Raw genomic sequence first — 16,234 nt, forward strand, 5'->3', positions numbered from 1 at the left:
CACATCAAAATCGCTGTATCTCTCAATCGAACATGAAGGTCATCGTATAATTTCTCACGGTATTCCCGTGTTGAATAGTTTCCGGACATTGGTTACTCCTTTTATTTCATATAATCTTGTTTCTGCATGGATGATGGTAGAGAGACTTCTGTCCAAACTGACATGTTTTTAATTCTTACCTGTGATTCTTTTGAACATTATCTTTTAAATATCCATCAGTCCATCCTGCATATTATATCAAAAATTTTACATTCTTTCTCTGAAGAAATCAATTCATTTAAAAGATAGAGAAAGGAAGAAATTTTTGTCTCCTTATCTGAAGAAGAAAAACGATATCTCCTCTGAAAGTAGATACCGTTTTAATGTTTAAACAGTATGAGTTTGTAGCAGCAATCCTAGCAGATATCGCCAACAAATCACGTGTTGAGAAATAATGAAAAAATAAAAAGATTAAGGATAAAACAATCTAAAAAACCTTCCCTTAGGTGAGTAAGAACGTCAGCGAACTTCTATGAAGTTCCAAAACTCCCGAGTGAGAGTGGGACAGAAATCGGTAATTCGTTAGAATTCGATTTCGTCGTCCCACCTCCGCACAGTTGAGTAGGGCTGTAGAAGCTGATGAAATCAGCGTAGTAGAGCCCACTCAACCACTGCGTCTTGCTCGACAATCCAAAAACAATTAAGAGGCTATGATTTCTGTCCCACTCTCACTTTTCTCACGACGGAAAGTTTTCTAAATATGATTTATTAGCTATAGCAAGTAGGAAATTAACTTTTTTTAGAATCACTCAAGTGATTTTATCTTCTACATATCATTCGTTTTTTCTGAGACTGAGATTTTAACTTCTCGGTCTTTTTTACCCTTTCTTATTGGAAAGTCCAGCAATTGAGGCTCCACATTTCTTCATAAGTTTGATATAATAAGAAGATAGAGATTGATTAGGAAAAGAAGCATTAGAAACAGGTATGTAAGATGAAAAAAATATTAGTAGTTGATGATGAAAAACCAATTTCAGATATTATCAAATTTAACATGGCAAAAGAGGGCTATGAAGTCTTGACAGCCTTTGATGGCCGGGAAGCTTTGGAAGTCTTTGCGGCTGAGAATCCGGATATTATTATTCTAGATTTGATGTTGCCAGAGATTGATGGTCTGGAAGTGGCGCGTACCATTCGCAAGACCAGCAATGTGCCCATCATTGTCCTTTCTGCCAAAGATACAGAATTTGATAAGGTTATCGGACTTGAAATTGGTGCGGATGACTATGTGACCAAACCCTTCTCTAATCGGGAATTGCAAGCGCGTGTGAAGGCCTTGTTGCGTCGTTCGGAGTTTGCGGCTGATCCTCAGCTTGAAAATGAGGCCGATACGGAAATTGTCATTGGTGATCTTCACATTCTTCCAGATGCCTTCTTGGTTCAAAAAGGCAACAAAGAATTGGACTTGACCCATCGTGAGTTTGAATTGCTCTATCACCTTGCGACCCATGTCGGTCAAGTGATGACCCGTGAACACCTTCTTGAGACGGTGTGGGGCTATGATTACTTTGGTGATGTTCGGACAGTGGACGTGACGGTTCGTCGGTTGCGTGAAAAAATCGAGGACACACCGGGGCGTCCAGAATATATCTTGACCCGCCGTGGTGTCGGATATTATATGAGAAACAATGATTGATCTAATAAAACAATTTGTCATGTCGTCGAACTTTGTCTTTGTTCTGATTACGGTTGGGTTTATCATTGTAGTTGCCTTGCTTCTCCTAGAAAACCGTAGGGACAATATCAAGCTCCGACAACTAAACGCCAAAATTAAAGATCTGATTGCTGGGGATTACTCTGAAGTGGTCGACATGCAAGGAAGCCCAGAGCTGACCGATATGACCAACAGTATCAATGATCTATCTGAGGTCATTCGTCTGACGCATGAAAACCTTGAGCAGGAAACCAAGCGGCTGACTAGTATTCTAGCTTATATGACAGATGGAGTGCTTGCTACCAATAGACGGGGTCAGATCATCATGGTCAATGAAATGGCAGCCAAGCAATTGAATGTCAATCCAGATGAGGTGCTCAATACCAGTATTTTAGATTTGCTTTCGCTTGGAGACGACTATGACCTGCGAAGCTTGATTACTGAAGTACCAGAGTTAACCATCGATTCCCAGGATGAAAATGGAGAATACTTAAGCCTTCGTGTGCGCTTTGCCTTGATTCGTCGCGAGTCAGGTTTTATCTCTGGTCTGGTAGCTGTCTTGCACGATACGACAGAGCAGGACAAGGAAGAACGGGAACGTCGTCTCTTTGTCTCCAATGTAAGTCATGAACTGCGAACACCTTTGACCAGTGTGAAATCCTATCTGGAAGCCCTAGATGATGGCGCTTTGTCAGAGCCGGTGGCACCAGATTTTGTCAAGGTTTCACTCAATGAAACCAACCGCATGATGCGTATGGTCACAGATCTTTTGAGCTTGTCACGAATCGATAATGAAACTAGTCAGTTGGACATCGAGTTGACCAACTTTACGGCCTTTATTACCTTTATTTTAAACCGGTTTGATAAGATCAAGAGTCAATCGCAAGAAGATACCAAGAAGTATGAACTGATCCGTGAATATCCAATCACCCCGATTTGGGTTGAAATTGATACGGATAAAATGACCCAGGTAATCGACAATATCTTGAACAATGCCATCAAGTACTCACCTGATGGTGGAAAGATCAAGGTAGGGATGAAAACGACAGATGCCCAGTTGATTATCTCCATCTCAGATGAGGGCTTGGGGATTCCAAAGAAAGACTTGCCACGCATTTTTGATCGCTTTTACCGAGTGGATAAGGCGCGTAGCCGGGCCCAAGGAGGGACTGGTCTGGGCTTAGCCATTGCTAAGGAGATCGTTAAGCAACACAAAGGCTTTATTTGGGCCAAGAGTGAATATGGCAAGGGATCTACCTTTACCATTGTCTTGCCGTACGATAAAGACGCTATTAAAGACGACTGGGATACAGAAGAGGAAGAATAAGGAGTCAATGACAGAAGAGGGATTTAAGTATAGTATTTTAGCTTCAGGTTCTAGTGGGAATTCTTTCTACCTTGAGACGCCAAAGAAAAAACTGCTTATTGATGCAGGGTTATCAGGGAAAAAGATTACGGGACTATTGGCTGAAATTGATCGCAAACCAGAAGACTTAGATGCCATTTTGATTACGCACGAACACTCAGACCATATTCATGGTGTGGGTGTTTTAGCGCGGAAATATGGCATGGATCTATATGCTAATGAAGCAACTTGGAAGGCTATGGAAGGCACCAAGTATCTAGGCAAGGTCGATGATGCTCAAAAGCACATTTTTGAAATGGGGAAGACCAAGACATTTGGCGATATCGATATCGAAAGTTTTGGGGTCAGTCACGATGCTGCTGCCCCTCAATTCTATCGCTTTATGAAGGATGGCAAGAGCTTCGTCATGCTGACGGATACGGGCTATGTGAGCGACCGCTTGGCAGGAATCGTCGCGGATGCGGATGGCTATCTGATTGAGTCCAACCATGATGTAGAGATCCTTCGAGCAGGTTCGTATGCTTGGCGCTTGAAGCAGCGGATCTTGTCAGACCTAGGCCACCTTTCTAACGAAGATGGTGCAGATGCCATGATCCGAACCTTGGGAAATCGTACCAAGAAGATTTATCTGGGGCATTTGTCAAAAGAGAACAATATCAAAGAATTGGCCCATATGACCATGGAGAATCAACTGGCTCGAGCAGATCTAGCTGTTGGCCATGATTTTGAGGTGTTAGACACCTCACCAGATACCGCAACTCCATTGACGAAGATATAAGATGGAAAACCACCTGCGGGTGGTTTTTTATATGCCTATTTGAGGAAATCTATATCTAGTACTGAATTTGCTCTTTACCCAAAATTCGTGTATGATAGGAAAGAACGAATTCTGAGTGAGAGTCACGAGAGTAGAGGAGAGATAATAAATGAAAAAAATGATGTTATTACTAGCTAGTTTGGTTGCTTTAACTGCTTGTAGTCAGTCTATGCAAGATACGAAAGAGTCGACTTCCAATCAAACGACGAAGGAAACAAAAGTATCAGAGTCTTCTAAAGATAAAGAAGAAAAAGGTTTGAAATTTGTGGTGGCCCCTCAATATGAAGGAAAGACGTCTGATCTCATCGAGCTAGGAAGAAAATTGGTTAAGGAACATCCTGAAGTTGGTAGTGAAGGTCATATGGTAGTCTACTATACTGGGGCTGTATCTGAAGGAAGAGCAGCGCTCATGTTGGTCAATAAGACAGATGTGGATATCAAGAAAGATTTGAATTTTTCAATTTCTTGGTCTTATGATGGAAAGACTATTTTTGATAATCAAAAGGTAAGTTATTTCATCAAGGATAGCGGCGAATTACCATCTCATTCAGCAACTTTGATATTGTTGCCATTGAATGAGGAACAACAGAGGATTGTGGATGGAATGTCAGATCCATCTAAGATGAAGCTTCAACTATCCGATATGATGTTTGCGGAATGATAACAAAAAGGAATCATACAAAGGAGAAGTAAATGCGCCTTGTTTATCTTACGATTGGTTTTATGTCTTTGGGATTAGGAATTATTGGGATTCCATTACCGATTTTACCGACGACTCCCTTTTTACTGCTATCGATGGCCTGCTTTGCTAAAAGTTCCAAACGCTTTGAAGAGTGGCTCTACCAAACCAAGCTTTATCAAACCTATGTAGCGGATTACCGAGAGACCAAATCGATTGCCAAAGAACGGAAGAAATGGATCCTTCTTCAGATCTACATTCTGATGGGGATTTCGATCTTTCTGGCAACGATTATTTGGGTGAAGCTTGCTCTAGGGGCTTTGACGATTTTTATCACCTATTATCTCTTAAAAGTGATCCCCAATAAGCCTGAAAAACCAACAGAAGAACATCCTGATTAAAAATGGAGAAATCAGGCCCTAGAACTAGGAAAAGAAGTGCGTTCGTGCTTCTTTTTTGGTATACTTAAAGGTATGAATTTATTAGAAAGTAGGCTTCCTATGGAGAAATTACAAACCCTGTTATCGGAACGGTTTCAGATCGTTTTTTCAGATAGCAGTTTATTAGATACAGCTTTTACACACACGTCTTATGCCAATGAGCACCGCCTCTTAAAAATTTCACATAACGAACGTTTGGAATTTTTAGGAGACGCTGTTCTTCAATTAGTTATTTCCGAATATTTGTATAAGGAACACCCAAACAGACCGGAGGGAGATTTGTCCAAATTCCGTTCCATGATTGTCCGTGAAGAGAGTTTGGCTGGCTTTTCTCGGGATTGCCAATTTGACCATTTCATCAAACTGGGCAAGGGCGAAGAAAAATCTGGTGGTCGGGACCGTGATACGATTCTTGGTGACTTATTTGAAGCCTTTTTAGGTGCTCTTTTACTGGATCAAGGAGTGGAAGCAGTCAAACGCTTCATCTATCAGGTCATGATTCCAAAGGTTGAAACGGGTCAATTTTCTCAAGTCATTGACTACAAGACCCGCCTGCAAGAACTGTTACAGGTTCACGGAGATGTGGAGATCCAATACCAAGTGGTTAGCGAGTCCGGTCCAGCTCATGCGAAAGAGTTTGAAGTAGAAGTATTCGTGAACGGTCAAACGATGGGACATGGTCATGGTCGTTCCAAGAAGTTAGCGGAGCAGGAAGCAGCCCGCAATGCAGTTGAAACGAGGAATGATGGGCCATGTATCTAAAAGAGATTGAAATCCAAGGCTTTAAATCCTTTGCGGATAAGACAAAAGTCGTATTTGACAAAGGGGTCACTGCCGTTGTAGGGCCTAATGGATCTGGAAAATCAAATATCACGGAGAGCTTGCGCTGGGCCCTGGGGGAATCCAGTGTCAAGAGTCTACGTGGGGGCAAGATGCCCGATGTCATCTTTGCAGGGACAGAATCGCGTAAACCGCTGAATTATGCCTGTGTCACAGTTGTCTTAGATAACCAAGATGGTTTTATCAAGCAGGCAGGGAAAGAAATTCGGGTCGAACGCCATATTTATCGTTCGGGAGACAGCGAGTACAAGATCGATGGTAAGAAAGTACGTCTCAGAGATGTGCATGATTTGTTCATGGATACGGGATTGGGACGGGATTCTTTCTCCATTATCTCCCAAGGTCGTGTAGAGGAAATCTTTAACTCCAAACCGGAAGAACGCCGGGCTATCTTTGAGGAAGCTGCTGGTGTCTTGAAATTTAAGACGAGGCGCAAGGAAACGGAGACCAAACTCAACCAAACCCAGGAGAATTTGGACCGTCTGGAGGACATCCTCTATGAATTAGAAGGACAGATCCAACCTCTTGAAAAGCAAGCGACTGTCGCTCGCCGTTTCTTGAAATTAGATCAAGAACGGCAGGTTCTCTTGCTGGATGTTTTGGTCGCTCAAGTTGATTTGACAAAAGAGCTCTACGAAAAGGCTGATCAAGAAGAAAAGGCCATTCAAGAAAAGTTGGCCTCTTATTACCAACGTCGTCAGGTCTTAGAAGAAGATAATGTACGTATCAAGAAAGCCCGTCATCAGTTGGATGAGAGCTTAGCTGAGGACCAGGCCAGCTTGCTTGAGGTCACTCGTTTGATCAGTGATTTAGAAAAGCAAATCGAAGTAGCTAAGTTGCAATCGAGTCAAGCAGCCCATAGTCGCAGGGAAAATCTTGAGCGGCTGGATGCTGTTTTGGCCCGTCTGGAAGAAGCGAAACAAGAGCTGGCTCAAAAACAAGAGACGTTAGCTGTGCTTCAACAAAGGCTGACAGAGAACCGTCAGCAACAAGAAGAGCTGGAAAAAGAATTAGCCAACTATGAAGAAGATCCGGAACAAGTCATTGAGCATCTACGTGAGCAGTATGTGGAGCTCTTACAGACAGAAGCCGAAAAATCTAATGAGCGGACAGCTATTGAGAGCCGGATCCAAGCACTCCTACAAGAATCTAGTCATCGTCAAGAGGACTTGATCAAGGCGCAATCCAATTTTGAAGCTGCCAAGGAAAAAGAAGTTCGACAATTGGAGGAGTTGGATCAGGCACAAGCGACGGTCAAAGGTCTATTAGCAGAATACCAAAATCAATTGGTAAAAGTGGAGCAGGCCAAAGCTGCCTACCAAGAGGCTCAAACGGCTATGTTTGACTTGATGGATGAGAGCAAAAACAAACGGGCGCGGATCAATAGTTTGGAAGCCATTCAGAAGAACCATAGTAACTTCTATGCAGGTGTCAAGAGTGTCTTGCAAGAAGCGGACCGTCTAGGAGGCATCTGTGGGGCTGTTAGTGAGAATTTGAGTTTTTCAAAAGACTACCAGACGGCGCTTGAAATTGCTCTGGGAGCTAGTAGCCAACAGATCATTGTCGAGGATGAAAAGGCCGCAACACGAGCGATTGACTACTTGAAACGCAATCGCTTAGGACGGGCAACCTTCCTTCCGCTAACGACGATCAAAGCCCGTCAACTCTCTCCTCGGAATCTGGAGTTGATTCAAACCAGTACAGGATTTTTAGGAATTGCGAGTGACTTGGTGACTTATGAAAATCGTTTTGAACAGATTTTCCAAAACTTGCTTGGGGTAACGGCCATCTTTGACACGACGGAGCATGCGCGTGAGGCGGCTCGTACAGTCAACTATCAAGTTCGGATCGTGACCCTAGATGGGACCGAATTGCGGACGGGTGGATCTTACGCCGGTGGTGCCAATCGTTCCCAAAATACAGTCTTTGTCAAACCAGAATTAGATAGTTTAAAACAGGAAATGCAAGCTCTGGATGCTCGTTTAAGAGAAGCAGAGCAGGAGGTAGAGACCAAGGACAATCTGCTTAAGCAAGCGCAAGAATACCTGGCCTCTATTCAAAGCCAAGGTGAGCAAGCGCGTCTAGAGCAACAGCGGGCCCAATTGGCCTACCAACAAAGCCAAGAGCAACTGAAAGAAATTCAGGAACTCTTAGAAGCTTTGAAGTCAGAATTGGCAACAGATGCGACCCAGTCTCTCCAAGAAGAGCTGGAATCCCTTACTGAGCAATTAGCAAAAATTGAGCTTCAAAAAGAAAATCTGAATCGCGACATTGAAACCATGAAGTCGGACAAAGATGTCCTGCAACAAAAAGTACAAAACTTGCAAGAGCAATTGGCAGAATTGCGACTTCAACAGACGGAATGGTTGAGCCAACAAAGCTATGAGCAAACAGATGCTCGTCGCTTGGAAGAAACGATCTCCCAGTTGGAAGTAGAAGAGCATCAGTTGCAATTGCTGATTGAACAAGGCGAGGCCAAAGTTCAGACAGTGGATGTAGAGCAGCTAGCCAACCAATTGACACAGGCCCAAGCCAAGAAAACGGAACTGGAACAAGGGGTCATTCGGAAACGCTTTGAACTAGATGATTTGGAAGGCCAGGCCGAAGATGTGGCAGAACAGATGGAACAAGCGCGCAAGAAAAACGAAGAGTGGATTCGTCAACAAGCCAAGGCTGAAGCGACACGTGAAAAGCATGCGGATCGTTTGAACAAGCTCTTAACGCAAATTACCGATGAATTCATGCAAAGCTTTGACCAAGCCAAAGAACAGGCCAAACCTGTTGAAAATCTTGCTGCAGCTGAAAACCAGCTCAAGAGCATCGAAAAAGATATTAAGGCTCTTGGTCCAGTCAATGTGGATGCGATCGAGCAGTACGATGAGGTGAAGGGACGCTTTGATTTCCTTTCCAGCCAGCGTGAGGATGTCTTGGCTGCGAAAAATATGCTTCTGTCTACCATCAACGACATGAATGACGAGGTCAAGGAACGCTTTAAATCAACTTTTGAAGCCATTCGTGAATCCTTTAAAGTCACTTTCCGTCAAATGTTTGGTGGGGGTTCTGCTGATTTGATTCTGACAGAGCCAGATCTTCTGACAGCTGGTGTTGAGATTTCTGTGCAGCCACCTGGTAAAAAAATCCAATCCTTAAACCTCATGAGTGGTGGAGAAAAGGCCTTGTCTGCCTTGGCTCTCCTGTTCTCGATTATTCGTGTCAAGACCATTCCATTTGTCATTCTAGATGAGGTAGAGGCTGCCCTAGATGAGGCCAATGTCAAGCGCTTTGGAGATTATCTGAACCGCTTTGATAAGGAAAGCCAATTTATTGTCGTGACGCACCGGAAGGGAACCATGTCAGCTGCAGATTCCATCTATGGTGTGACCATGCAGGAATCTGGGGTTTCTAAAATCGTCTCAGTAAAATTGAAAGACTTAGAAAATGAAGAATAATGATATTAAATTGATCGCTACGGATATGGATGGAACCTTTCTAAATGCCCAACATCAGTACGATCAAGACCTTTTACGCAAGGTATTAGCAAGCTGCAAAGAAAAAGGCATCTATTTTGCTGCTGCGAGTGGCCGTGCCCTGCTTTCTCTCAAATCCCTCTTTAAAGGATTTGAAGACCAGATGATTTTCATTGCTGAAAATGGTAGTGTGGTAGAATTTCATGGAGAAGATCTCTACGAAGCGACCATGTCCAAAGACTTTTATTTGGGTGTTTTTGAGGCTTTGAAAGCTTCCCCTTATGCAGATCCGAATAAACTGCTTTTGACTGGGAAAAAAGGGAGCTATGTCTTGGAAACAGTAGATCCCGACTATCTGGCCTTGAGTCAGCACTACAATGAAAACATTCAAAAAGTGAAAAGCCTAGTGGATATTCAAGATGAAATCTTCAAATTGACCACCAACTTTGATGCAGCTCTTGTTCTTGAAGGAGAGCAATGGGTCACTGAGAATATCCCAGGCGTCAAAGCAATGACGACAGGTTTTGAATCGATTGATATTGTCCTCGATTATGTCGATAAAGGAGTGGCGATTACCGCCTTAGCGGATAAACTAGGGATCTCGATGGATCAGGTGATGGCTTTTGGGGATAACCTAAATGACCTCCATATGATGCAAGTCGTGGGCCATCCTGTAGCGCCAGAAAATGCACGTCCTGAAATCTTAGCGATTGCTGAAACAGTCATCGGCCACCATGCGACGGGTTCTGTCTTGCGCTACATGGAGGAAATCGTATGAGTCAGATTTCCTTGATTGCGCTGGATTTAGATGGGACCCTTCTCAATTCTGAAAAAAAGATCTCCCCTCGCAATAGAGCAGCTCTCGCTGCTGCACAGGCCCAAGGTGTCAAGGTGGTTCTAACCACTGGTCGCCCCTTGAAAGCCATGGATTTTCTTTTAGAAGAATTGGGAACAGCAGGCCTCAAAGAAGAGTATACAATTACCTTCAACGGTGGTTTGGTGCAGCGAAATAATGGAGAAATCCTCTCGAAAGTTGTCTTGGCACCAGAAGATGTCGCAACCATTCATGATGAAACAGCCCGTCTCGGACTTCCGCTGGATGCGATCAGTGAGGGAACGGTTTATGAGATTCATGCAGATCGAAAGTCTCTCTATTCCCTTTACAATCCCTACCTGAACTTTATTGAAACAGATTTTAAAGACCTGCCATCCACGATTTCCTACAACAAGTGTGTGACAGCAGTCGATCAAGACTTTTTAGATGCAGCGATCAAGCAGATCAAGCCGGACTTATTTCAAGACTATGAAATTTTTAAATCTCGGGAAATGTTGCTGGAATGGTGCCCTAAAAATGTTCATAAGGCAACGGGCTTAGCAGCTCTGGCTTCTATTTTGGGTCTTGAGGCAGATCAAGTCATGGCCTGTGGAGATGAAGCCAATGACCTGTCTATGATACAATGGGCTGGACTGGGGGTTGCCATGGGCAATGCGATTCCAGCAGTGAAGGAAGTTGCAACGCTTGTGGCCCCTGTGACCAATGACCAAGATGCCGTCGCATGGGCGATTGAAAATTATGTGCTAAAGGAGAGTGAATAAATGGGATTATTTGATCGTTTATTTGGAAAAAAAGAAGAAACTGAAAAAGTGCTTCCGTCTACTGAAGAAGTGACGGAAAGTAATGAGATTGAAGAAGTTGTCAAAGAGGAGCCGACGACGGCTGTCTCAAATGACAAGGAAGAGCAAAAAATCGCTGATATGGAGGCTTACTACCAAGAGCTTAAAGCGCGGATTGCAGCCACACATCAAACTGTTTCAACCGTCACTCAAGAAGAGCCATTAGAAGAACCTCTTGTTGAAGAAAATGTGACTTCAGAGACTCATGAAGACCAGGAACCAGAAGAGGAGTCTCCAGTGGCCTTTGAACCTGCTCAAACAGAAGCAAGTCCTCAAGAAGTTTCACCACTAGCTGATGAAACGGAGGAGATTGAGCCTCTTGAAGAAGTGAAAATTGAAGCGGAAGAAACTGAAGATGGTGAGGAAGCTGATGGGGCTAATGGTTCAGAAATGGAAGAAGAGTTACCAATTGTCTCTCCATCATCTGAAACTGAGCTAGTAGAAGGGAGCACGACAGAAGAGAAGGCTCCAGAACTAGTAGACGCTCAGGATGAGGTTTCAGAACCTGAAGTATCAGAAGCGATTGCTCAAGTGGAGGAAACTTCAGAAGTGGCAGAAGCTGAGTCCAGACTTCCTCAAGGAGAAGCAACATCAACCGTTGAGGAAAGAACTGTTGAAGAGGCAGAAGAGCCAATTCCAGACGAGATTGAGCCTCAGCAAGAAACCATTCAGGAAAAATACGATCGTAGCTTGAAAAAGACACGAACTGGATTTGGAGCACGCCTCAATGCCTTCTTTGCCAATTTCCGTTCAGTCGATGAAGAATTCTTTGAAGAATTGGAAGAACTCTTGATCATGAGTGACGTTGGGGTTCAAGTGGCCTCTAATTTAACCGAAGAGTTGCGCTATGAAGCCCGTTTGGAAAATGCCAAAAAACCAGATGCTCTCAAGCGCGTGATCATCGAAAAATTGGTGGACTTGTATGAAAAGGATGGCCAGTTTAATGAAGCCATTCGTTTTCAAGACGGTCTTACGGTCATGCTCTTTGTTGGGGTCAATGGAGTTGGTAAAACAACCTCTATCGGGAAATTAGCCCACCGCTACAAACAAGAAGGCAAGAAAGTCATGTTGGTTGCAGCAGATACTTTCCGTGCAGGAGCAGTAGCTCAACTGGCAGAATGGGGACGCCGCGTAGATGTTCCAGTTGTGACAGGTCCTGAAAAATCAGATCCTGCTAGTGTCGTCTTTGATGGAATGGAACGCGCGATCGCTGAAAACATCGATGTTCTGATGATTGATACGGCGGGGCGTCTGCAAAATAAGGACAACCTCATGGCCGAGCTTGAAAAAATCGGCCGCATTATCAAGCGTGTGGTACCTGATGCACCGCATGAAACCTTGCTGGCCCTCGATGCATCAACTGGTCAAAATGCCTTGGTGCAAGCTAAAGAATTTTCAAAAATTACGCCTGTGACAGGAATTGTATTGACCAAGATCGATGGAACGGCTCGAGGTGGGGTCGTCCTTGCGATCCGTGAGGAGTTGGACATCCCAGTGAAGTTGATTGGATTCGGAGAAAAGATTGATGACATCGGACCATTCCACTCAGAAAACTTCATGAGAGGTCTCTTGGAAGGCTTGATTTAAGAGTCAAATAGAAAAAGACAAATTGTTGGAAGAACAATTTGTCTTTTTGTTTCCTTGCGCTATCAAAAAAACCACCCGAAGGTGGCTTTCCTTAATTCTTAGGTTCAGGTTTCCAAACCCATTCAGCTCCGTATTCTGCAAGGAGATCATCGGATGCAGTTGGTCCCATGGACCCTGACTTGTATTCATAGAGCGGAGCTCCATTTTCAGCCCATAGTTTTTCAATCCGGTCAATCAATTGCCATGAAGCACGGACTTCGTGCCAGTGGCTGTAATTGGTTGAGTCATTGTTCAAAACGTCGAAAATTAATTTCTCATAAGGCTCTGGTGAAGCCCCAGTTGCGGTCGCATCTGTTTCGTAGTCAAAGGAAATTGGTGCGATACTGAATTTTTCTCCGACCTCTTTTCCGTTGATGCTCAAAGAGAAACCTTCATTTGGTTGGATATAAATGGTCAAAACATTTGGTTGCAAGCTAGGTCCAAAGATGGAGTCAGTTTGCTTGAAGACCACATTGACCATGGTTCCTTTTTGGGTCAAGCGTTTTCCGGTACGGAAGAAGAAAGGCACACCGCGGAAGCGATCGCTATCAACAAAGAACGCACCAGAAGCATAGGTCTCTGTAGTAGACTCAGGGTCGACATTGGGCTCACTGCGATAAGAGATATCTTTTTTCCCTTCGATCGTACCTGAATGGTATTGACCACGGATAAAGAATTTCTTCAATTCGTCATCTGTTGGATTGTGCAATTGCTCAAAAACTTTAACTTTTTCTGCCCGAATCGCATCCTTAGTAAAGGTGGCTGGTTTATCCATAGCAAGCAAAGACAACAGCTGAAGGGTATGGTTTTGCACCATATCTCGAAGGGCCCCCGAGTGATCATAGTAGCCACCGCGTTCTTCAACCCCCAGGCGTTCAGCAAAGGTAATTTGGATATTGTCAATAAAGTCTCGGTTCCAGAGGTTGTCAAAAATGAGATTCCCAAAACGGATGGCAAAGATATTTTGGATCATTTCTTTGCCAAGGTAGTGGTCAATTCGGAAGATTTGCTCCTCATCAAAGGTTTCTTCCAATTCTTTGTTGAGCTGACTAGCCGTTTCTAGGTCTGTACCAAAAGGTTTTTCAACAATCAAGCGCTCAAAGCCTTGTCCATCCACAATCCCTTCTGATTTCAGGTGTTTAGCAATGGTTCCAAAAAATTGAGGAGCCATGGATAAGAAGAAGACCTTGTTGTGTTCTGTTTGGTATTTTTCATCCAAGCTATTTTGCAATTCGCGCAGAGCGATGTAATGTTCGGTATCATTGACATCATGACTTTGATAGTAGAAATGACTGGCGAATTCTTGGGCTTGTTGAGGGCTATCTGCGAGGTCTGTGATGGATTCTACCACGACTGATTCAAAATATTCTTTGCTCCATGGTCTGCGGGCTGTTCCGATCACTGCAAAGTGTTCAGATAGATTTCCTGATTTATAGAGTCTAAAAAGGGATGGGTAGAGTTTGCGATGGGCTAAATCTCCACTGGCCCCGAAAATGGTTACAATAACTTTTGAAGACATTTAAGTACCTATTTCCTATTTTATTAACCATATTTTACCATAAAATCTACAAGATTTCTTTGCTGGAATCGTTGTTCCGAATATTTTCCGATGGGATTTGAGTAGACAGCATAGAAAAAGCTAGAACCAATGTGGATTCTAGCTAGAAGTTTTATAAGGTGTTTGGATCTACAAGGGAAGCTCCATCAGAATACGCGGTAGACATAAGGATTAGATGGTTTTGTAATGGTTTGACAATCCGTAATGTGGAGGACAGGCAAGCTTTGCTTGAGCTGTTTGTGGTATTCAATGGACAAGGTTCCTTTTGCATGGATCCAGGTATTGTTGTCAAAATGTTGAGGAGCACCGGTCGTTAAAAGACCGTAGACACCCGAGTCTGCGATACAGTGGATGATCCCAAAGCGAAAGAGGAATTGACTGTCTTTGTTATTAGGGTCATTGTATACAAAACCGGTCAACTCGATGGTCTTTCCCGCAAATTGGTCTGGATAATCATAAATAACTTCCATGACTTCCATATAATTTTCAGTAGTCACCTGGATCACCTTTTTATCAACATATTTCTTAGCTGCCTGCTTCATCTCTGACTCATAGGCGGACTTAGTAAAATAGCTACTAGTATCTGGTTTGAGATACTGGGTAGTTGTTCCTTCGTCCTGCTGGATTTCCTTGGAAGAACCAGCAGCAACCGGGAAGTGGTAGCCTTTGGCAGAGACTGTTTGGGAATCCAGTGTCACTGTAGGGAAAAATAGCCCGACAAATAAAGGAATACAGAGCAAGAAAATACTCGCCACTTTTGCCCAGAAGCTAGAGAGATGACTGTGGATCTTCATCTGCTTGACCCAGATGATCAGCTGCACAAGAGCTAAAACAAAGGACAAGAACATGGAAATATAAGCCAAGTAAGAATAGTGTAAGTTGATGTATTGATTGAGCTTACCAGATAATTGCAGGTACATAGTGAGCTCAAAATAGCCAGCTAATATCAAGAAACGAATCATAGCACTACCCCCACAAACCAAGCATAAAGGAGCACAACTCCACTCACAATCCCGATAAATTGCCAGATAAAACGGGTTTTGAGATAATTTTTCATCATGAGGAGATTTTTGACATCAAGCATAGGCCCAATCACCAGAAAGGCAAGCACAGGCGCTACTCCAAAACTACTCAAAAGAGAAGAGCCGATAAAGGCGTCCGCCTCGCTACAAAGTGAGAGGAGGAAGGACAAGACCATAAGGAGGAGAATAGCAATAACCGGTGTCGCACTGATCGAGGTAAGGATCCGTGTTGGGACATAGACTTGGACGAGGCTGGCAAAGAGACAACCAAATACCAGGTAACGTCCTGTATCAAAGAATTCATCAATGGCTTGCACCAAGACTTGAAAGAGCTTTTGGCCTTTGCTCAAGTCCCTAAAATCATGTTCATGCACAGGTTTGCGATGTTCTTTTTGGATCGAATCTGTCTGAATAAAGCCAAGGAAGATCCCTAGTACTGTTGCGACAAGCAAGGAACCAAGGGCGCGGTAGAGGGCCATCTTAACAGAATTCCCAAAGGCTGAGTAGGTCGCAAAGAGAACGATGGGATTGATGACCGGTGCTGTCACCAGAAAGGGAACAGCAGTATAACTTGGGACTTTCTTTTCTAGAAAGCGATTGATAATGGGAACAATTCCACATTCACAGGAAGGAAAGATAAAGCCGATAAAAGTCCCAAAGAAGATCCGCCCAAATTTATTTTTGGGAAGAAAGCGGTAGACCCTCTCGGGGGTGATATAGACCTCAATAATCCCTGAAATGATACTTCCGATTAGGACAAACGGTAGGGCCTCGATAATAATCGAGAGAAAAATAGCCCCAGCCTGCAAGACGCTAGAGGGAAGGTGTTGAAAGAATGTCATTACTTAACCTTCTTTGCTTCTTTAGCTGTAGCAGTTTCTGCCTTCTTTTTTTCTTCAGGAAATTCTACTTTCTTTTCTACATCCGGAAAACTCGCAAAATTTTCAAACATTTTATCAAGATCATCTGTTTTTGAGAATTTAATAGCCATTGTTGGGCCTCCTTTTTATTTTCTTTCATTATAACAAAAAGGAAAGAGCAAGGGGGAAATG

14 protein-coding genes and 1 pseudogene are annotated in these 16,234 nt (G+C 43.5%); 10 read left to right on the plus strand and 5 right to left on the minus strand.

The window, feature by feature from the left end; all coding sequences use genetic code 11:
• A pseudogene (locus I2E70_RS09505) lies at nt 1–89 on the minus strand (DUF389 domain-containing protein); the annotation flags it as partial.
• A gap of 884 nt (nt 90–973) precedes the next feature.
• Between I2E70_RS09505 and yycF the strand changes: the two are divergent.
• The 10 genes from yycF (at nt 974) to ftsY (ending at nt 12,563) form a co-directional block, all read left to right on the plus strand.
• Nucleotides 974–1,675, plus strand: a complete 702-nt coding sequence (yycF, locus tag I2E70_RS09510; protein ID WP_003008151.1) for a response regulator YycF — start codon at nt 974–976, stop codon at nt 1,673–1,675.
• The gene (gene vicK / locus I2E70_RS09515; RefSeq protein WP_195424568.1) at nt 1,668–3,020 is read left to right on the plus strand and encodes a cell wall metabolism sensor histidine kinase VicK; all 1,353 of its coding nucleotides are present in this window, start codon (nt 1,668–1,670) and stop codon (nt 3,018–3,020) included. The genes yycF and vicK overlap by 8 nt, the downstream gene beginning before the upstream one ends.
• A 7-nt stretch (nt 3,021–3,027) precedes the next feature.
• On the plus strand, nt 3,028–3,837 hold the full coding sequence (locus I2E70_RS09520; RefSeq protein WP_023918725.1) for an MBL fold metallo-hydrolase: 810 nt from the start codon (nt 3,028–3,030) through the stop codon (nt 3,835–3,837).
• Nucleotides 3,838–3,985: 148 nt separating this feature from the next.
• Nucleotides 3,986–4,537: a hypothetical protein gene (locus I2E70_RS09525; RefSeq protein ID WP_118227949.1), complete on the plus strand. Its 552-nt coding sequence runs from the start codon at nt 3,986–3,988 to the stop codon at nt 4,535–4,537.
• A gap of 32 nt (nt 4,538–4,569) precedes the next feature.
• Nucleotides 4,570–4,956: a YbaN family protein gene (locus I2E70_RS09530; RefSeq protein WP_195424570.1), complete on the plus strand. Its 387-nt coding sequence runs from the start codon at nt 4,570–4,572 to the stop codon at nt 4,954–4,956.
• 99 nt (nt 4,957–5,055) lie between these two features.
• Nucleotides 5,056–5,757 (plus strand): ribonuclease III, encoded by a 702-nt coding sequence (rnc, locus tag I2E70_RS09535; protein WP_134974110.1) that lies wholly within the window; start codon nt 5,056–5,058, stop codon nt 5,755–5,757.
• Nucleotides 5,748–9,284 (plus strand): chromosome segregation protein SMC, encoded by a 3,537-nt coding sequence (gene smc / locus I2E70_RS09540; protein WP_195424572.1) that lies wholly within the window; start codon nt 5,748–5,750, stop codon nt 9,282–9,284. Before rnc ends, smc begins: the two co-directional genes overlap by 10 nt.
• Nucleotides 9,274–10,080: a Cof-type HAD-IIB family hydrolase gene (locus tag I2E70_RS09545; RefSeq protein WP_195424574.1), complete on the plus strand. Its 807-nt coding sequence runs from the start codon at nt 9,274–9,276 to the stop codon at nt 10,078–10,080. Before smc ends, I2E70_RS09545 begins: the two co-directional genes overlap by 11 nt.
• On the plus strand, nt 10,077–10,898 hold the full coding sequence (locus I2E70_RS09550) for a Cof-type HAD-IIB family hydrolase (protein ID WP_061591313.1): 822 nt from the start codon (nt 10,077–10,079) through the stop codon (nt 10,896–10,898). Before I2E70_RS09545 ends, I2E70_RS09550 begins: the two co-directional genes overlap by 4 nt.
• Nucleotides 10,899–12,563 carry a signal recognition particle-docking protein FtsY gene (ftsY, locus tag I2E70_RS09555; RefSeq protein WP_195424575.1) on the plus strand — a complete coding sequence of 555 codons (1,665 nt, stop codon included), beginning with the start codon at nt 10,899–10,901 and terminating at the stop codon, nt 12,561–12,563.
• 91 nt (nt 12,564–12,654) lie between these two features.
• On the opposite strand, the gene zwf is transcribed toward ftsY, so the two are convergent.
• The 4 genes from zwf to I2E70_RS09575 form a co-directional block, all read right to left on the minus strand.
• Entirely contained in the window at nt 12,655–14,121 is a 1,467-nt protein-coding gene (gene zwf / locus I2E70_RS09560; RefSeq protein ID WP_049490952.1) for a glucose-6-phosphate dehydrogenase, read from the minus strand.
• A gap of 185 nt (nt 14,122–14,306) precedes the next feature.
• A complete protein-coding gene (locus I2E70_RS09565; protein WP_049490953.1) occupies nt 14,307–15,122 on the minus strand; it encodes a TIGR03943 family putative permease subunit in 816 nt (271 codons plus the stop codon).
• Nucleotides 15,119–16,024: a permease gene (locus I2E70_RS09570; protein WP_045759689.1), complete on the minus strand. Its 906-nt coding sequence runs from the start codon at nt 16,022–16,024 to the stop codon at nt 15,119–15,121. The genes I2E70_RS09565 and I2E70_RS09570 overlap by 4 nt, the downstream gene beginning before the upstream one ends.
• On the minus strand, nt 16,024–16,173 hold the full coding sequence (locus I2E70_RS09575) for an SPJ_0845 family protein (RefSeq protein ID WP_173018773.1): 150 nt from the start codon (nt 16,171–16,173) through the stop codon (nt 16,024–16,026). Before I2E70_RS09575 ends, I2E70_RS09570 begins: the two co-directional genes overlap by 1 nt.
• Nucleotides 16,174–16,234: the final 61 nt, after the last annotated feature.

The sequence above is a fragment of the Streptococcus parasanguinis genome, from assembly GCF_015556095.1.
In the GTDB taxonomy this organism is placed as follows: Bacteria; Bacillota; Bacilli; order Lactobacillales; family Streptococcaceae; genus Streptococcus; species Streptococcus parasanguinis_Q.

Bases quoted from the DNA above. Each gene is read 5' to 3' on its own strand.
- yycF (WP_003008151.1), top strand. From the start codon at position 974: ATGAAAAAAATATTAGTAGTTGATGATGAAAAACCAATTTCAGATATT.
- vicK (WP_195424568.1), top strand. From the start codon at position 1,668: ATGATTGATCTAATAAAACAATTTGTCATGTCGTCGAACTTTGTCTTT.
- I2E70_RS09520 (WP_023918725.1), top strand. From the start codon at position 3,028: ATGACAGAAGAGGGATTTAAGTATAGTATTTTAGCTTCAGGTTCTAGT.
- I2E70_RS09525 (WP_118227949.1), top strand. From the start codon at position 3,986: ATGAAAAAAATGATGTTATTACTAGCTAGTTTGGTTGCTTTAACTGCT.
- I2E70_RS09530 (WP_195424570.1), top strand. From the start codon at position 4,570: ATGCGCCTTGTTTATCTTACGATTGGTTTTATGTCTTTGGGATTAGGA.
- rnc (WP_134974110.1), top strand. From the start codon at position 5,056: ATGGAGAAATTACAAACCCTGTTATCGGAACGGTTTCAGATCGTTTTT.
- smc (WP_195424572.1), top strand. From the start codon at position 5,748: ATGTATCTAAAAGAGATTGAAATCCAAGGCTTTAAATCCTTTGCGGAT.
- I2E70_RS09545 (WP_195424574.1), top strand. From the start codon at position 9,274: ATGAAGAATAATGATATTAAATTGATCGCTACGGATATGGATGGAACC.
- I2E70_RS09550 (WP_061591313.1), top strand. From the start codon at position 10,077: ATGAGTCAGATTTCCTTGATTGCGCTGGATTTAGATGGGACCCTTCTC.
- ftsY (WP_195424575.1), top strand. From the start codon at position 10,899: ATGGGATTATTTGATCGTTTATTTGGAAAAAAAGAAGAAACTGAAAAA.
- zwf (WP_049490952.1), bottom strand. From the start codon at position 14,121: ATGTCTTCAAAAGTTATTGTAACCATTTTCGGGGCCAGTGGAGATTTA.
- I2E70_RS09565 (WP_049490953.1), bottom strand. From the start codon at position 15,122: ATGATTCGTTTCTTGATATTAGCTGGCTATTTTGAGCTCACTATGTAC.
- I2E70_RS09570 (WP_045759689.1), bottom strand. From the start codon at position 16,024: ATGACATTCTTTCAACACCTTCCCTCTAGCGTCTTGCAGGCTGGGGCT.
- I2E70_RS09575 (WP_173018773.1), bottom strand. From the start codon at position 16,173: ATGGCTATTAAATTCTCAAAAACAGATGATCTTGATAAAATGTTTGAA.